The following is a 3868-nucleotide window of genomic DNA, read 5'->3' as shown; positions in this document are numbered from 1 at the left end:
GCCCCGAGACGTCAGCCCTGCGGCAGGTTCGCCAGCTGGGCGGTGATCCGCTCGATGTCGGCGTTCGCCTTGGCGAGCCGGGCGTGGATCTTCTCGACCACGTTGTCCGGTGCCTTGGCGAGGAAGGCCTCGTTGCCGAGCTTGCCTTCGGCCTGGGCCTTCTCCTTCTCGGCGGCGCCCAGGTCCTTCGTGAGGCGCTTGCGCTCGGCCTCGACGTCGATGGTCCCGGACAGGTCGAGGGCGACCTGCGCACCGGCCACCGGCAGGGTGGCGGTGGCGTGGAAACCCTCCTCGGCCGGCTGGAGGCGGAGCAGCTGGCGGATGGCCGCCTCGTGCGGGGCGAGCGCCGTGCCGGTCAGGGTCAGCCGGGCCGGGACCTTCTGGCCGGCCTTGAGACCCTGGTCGCCCTTGAAGCGGCGGACCTCGGTGACGACCTGCTGGACCAGCTCGATCTCGGCCTCGGCCGCCTCGTCGCGGAAGCCGGAGTCCTTCGGCCAGTCGGCGACGACGACGGACTCGCCGCCGGTGAGGGTGGTCCAGAGCGTCTCGGTGACGAACGGCACGATCGGGTGGAGCAGCCGCAGCGTCACGTCGAGGACCTCGCCGAGGACCCGGCCGGAGACCTTGGCCTGCTCGCCGCCCGCGAAGAACGTGGTCTTCGACAGCTCGACGTACCAGTCGAAGACCTCGTCCCACGCGAAGTGGTAGAGGGCGTCGCTGAGCTTGGCGAACTGGAAGTCGTCGTAGAACGCGTCGGCGGCGGAGACCGTCTTGTTCAGGCGCGACAGGATCCAGCGGTCGGTGGCCGAGAGCTGCTCGACCGGCGGGAGGTCTCCCTCCACGGTCGCGCCGTTCATCATCGCGAAGCGGGTGGCGTTCCAGATCTTGTTGGCGAAGTTCCGGGACGCCTGGACCCAGTCCTCGCCGATCGGGACGTCGGTGCCCGGGTTGGCGCCCCTGGCGAGGGTGAAGCGGACGGCGTCGGAGCCGTACGTGTCCATCCAGTCGAGCGGGTCGACGACGTTGCCGAAGGACTTCGACATCTTCTTGCCGCGCTCGTCGCGGACGAGGCCGGTGAGGGCGATCGTCTTGAACGGGACCTCCCCGTCCATGACGTACAGGCCGAACATCATCATCCGGGCGACCCAGAAGAAGATGATGTCGTGGCCGGTGACGAGGACGTCGGTCGGATAGAACTTCTTGAGGTCCGGCGTCTTCTCGGGCCAGCCCAGCGTGGAGAACGGCCACAGGCCGGAGGAGAACCAGGTGTCCAGGACATCGGTGTCCTGGGTCCAGCCCTCGCCCGTGGGCGGCTGCTCGTCGGGGCCGACGCAGACGACCTGGCCCTCGGGGCCGTACCAGACGGGGATGCGGTGGCCCCACCAGAGCTGGCGCGAGATGCACCAGTCGCGGAGGTTGTCGACCCAGTCGAAGTACCGCTTCTCCATGTCCTTGGGGTGGATCGCGACCCGGCCGTCACGGACCGCGTCACCGGCGTCCTTGGCGAGGGTCTCGACCTTGACCCACCACTGGAGGGAGAGCCGGGGCTCGACCGTCGTCCGGCAGCGGGAGCAGTGTCCGACGGAGTGGACGTACGGACGCTTCTCGGCCACGATGCGGCCCTGCTCGCGCAGCGCGCCGACGATGGCGGACCGGGCCTCGAAGCGGTCGAGGCCCTCGAACGGACCGGGGACGGTGATGACGCCCCGCTCGTCCATGACGGTCAGCGACTCCAGGCCGTGGCGCTGGCCGATCGCGAAGTCGTTCGGGTCGTGCGCCGGGGTCACCTTGACGGCGCCCGTGCCGAACTCCGGGTCGACGTGCGTGTCGGCGACGACGGGGATCGTGCGGTCGGTGAGAGGGAGCTTGATCCGCTTGCCGACGAGGTGCGTGTAGCGCTCGTCGTCCGGGTGGACGGCGACCGCGGTGTCGCCCAGCATCGTCTCGGCGCGGGTGGTGGCGACGACCAGCGTCTCCTCGCCCTCGCCGTACTGGAGGGAGACGAGCTCGCCGTCGTCGTCCTGGTAGTCGACCTCGATGTCCGAGATGGCCGTCAGACAGCGCGGGCACCAGTTGATGATGCGCTCGGCGCGGTAGATCAGCTCGTCGTCGTACATCTTCTTGAAGACGGTCTGGACGGCGGCCGAGAGGCCCTCGTCCATGGTGAAGCGCTCACGGGACCAGTCGACGCCGTCGCCGAGCCGGCGCATCTGGCCGAGGATCTTGCCGCCGTACTCTTCCTTCCACTGCCAGACGCGCTCGACGAACTCCTCGCGCCCCAGGTCGTGGCGGGACTTGCCCTCCTCGCCGAGCTGCTGCTCGACCTTGTTCTGGGTGGCGATGCCCGCGTGGTCCATGCCCGGCAGCCACAGGGCCTCGAAGCCCTGCATCCGCTTACGGCGGGTCAGGGCGTCCATCAGCGTGTGCTGGAAGGCGTGGCCGAGGTGCAGGGAGCCCGTGACGTTCGGCGGCGGGATGACGATGGTGTACGGGGGCTTGTCGCTCGTGGCGTCCGCCGTGAAGTAACCGCGCTCCACCCAGCGCTCGTACAGCTCCCCCTCTACCTCGGCCGGCGCGTACTGGGTCGGCAGTTCGGGGTTGCTGGCTGGCGCATGCGATGAGTTCTCGGTCACGGGAGACAGTTTAGGGCCGTCACAGTCCTGCTCCGAAACCGGTTTGTTCAGTAACGGTGTGCTCTCCGGTGTCCCACACGGGGGCGGCTTCCGCGAGGATGTTCGGAACGCATAAGCATTCTGGAGGGGACAGCGTCATGAGCGACAACCAGCCGGGTCCGTACGGCGGCCAGCAGCCGCAGGGCCAGCCCGGACCCTACGGCCAGCAGCCCGGTCCGTACGGCCAGCAGCCGAACCCGTACGGCCAGCCGCCGCAGGGCGGTCAGCCCGGCTACGGCTACCCGCAGCAGGCCCCCCAGGGCGTCCCCCCGCAGCAGCCCCCGGCCCCGCCCGCGCAGGGCTACGGCTACCCGCAGGGCCAGCAGCCCGGTCCGTACGGCCAGCAGCCGGGACCGTACGGGCAGCAGCCGCCCACTCCCCCGTACGGCGGCCAGCCGGCCTACCCGGGTCAGCCGGGCGTGCCTCCGTTCGAGCAGCCGAAGAAGAAGCGGACCGGCCTGATCGTGACGGCCGTCGTCGTGGCGCTGGCGGTCGTCGCGGGCGGGGCGTACCTGCTGACCTCCGGCGGTGGCAGCAGTGACGTGGCCGACTCCACCAAGGGGTACAAGATCACGCCGGTCGACTCGGTGGAGTCGTACAAGCGGGACACCTCGGAGGACGAGCCGGGCAAGGCGATGACCGGCAAGGACAAGACCGACGCCGAGGCGATGGGGATCAAGAACCCCAGCAAGATCTCCACCCAGTACGTGAGCGGCGACCTGGAGACGAACCCGCTCACCACGAAGATGCTGCTCTTCGAGGGCAGCTGGGGCGAGATCGCGGACCCGGCGAAGACCATCGAGGCGTCCTTCGCGAGTGCCGCGAAGGAGGCGGCGTCCAGCGAGAACTCCGAAGGATCGCTGGTGGGGAGCCCCAAGAAGGTCGAGCCGGCCGGGTTCGAGGGCGCCCTGATGAAGTGCCAGGACGCCAAGATCGTCAACTCCGAGGCCGACGGCTCCGCCGAGAAGGGCCCCAAGGAGATGACCATGCCGGTCTGCGTCTGGGCCGACTACAGCACCGTGGGCGTGGTGATCGGTTTCGACATCGGTGGCGCCATGACCAACAAGCCGATGAGCCAGGAGGACGCGGCTGCGCTCGCGGCGAAGCTCTACAACACCTCCCGCACCAAGATCTGAGTCGCACCGGGATCAGGGTCACGGGAGACACGACGCGCGAGGGGCGCCCGGCCGATGGCC

At 69.4% G+C, this 3868-nt stretch carries 2 protein-coding genes; one reads left to right on the top strand and one right to left on the bottom strand.

The genetic code is table 11. The features are described from left to right. Positions 1 to 11 precede the first annotated feature (11 nt). Positions 12 to 2633 (bottom strand): valine--tRNA ligase, encoded by a 2622-nt coding sequence (locus tag ACFWEP_RS32740; protein WP_387375649.1) that lies wholly within the window; start codon positions 2631 to 2633, stop codon positions 12 to 14. A 137-nt stretch (positions 2634 to 2770) separates the two neighbouring features. Between ACFWEP_RS32740 and ACFWEP_RS32735 the strand changes: the two genes are divergently transcribed. Continuing rightward, a complete protein-coding gene (locus ACFWEP_RS32735) occupies positions 2771 to 3808 on the top strand; it encodes a hypothetical protein (RefSeq protein ID WP_387375648.1) in 1038 nt (345 codons plus the stop codon). The last annotated feature ends 60 nt before the right edge of the window (positions 3809 to 3868 follow it).

It is taken from the genome of Streptomyces sp. NPDC060198, assembly GCF_042728415.1.
In the GTDB taxonomy this organism is placed as follows: Bacteria; Actinomycetota; Actinomycetes; order Streptomycetales; family Streptomycetaceae; genus Streptomyces.
The sequence above is the reverse complement of the archived record's forward strand: the minus strand, read 5'-3'. Positions and strand labels throughout refer to the sequence as shown.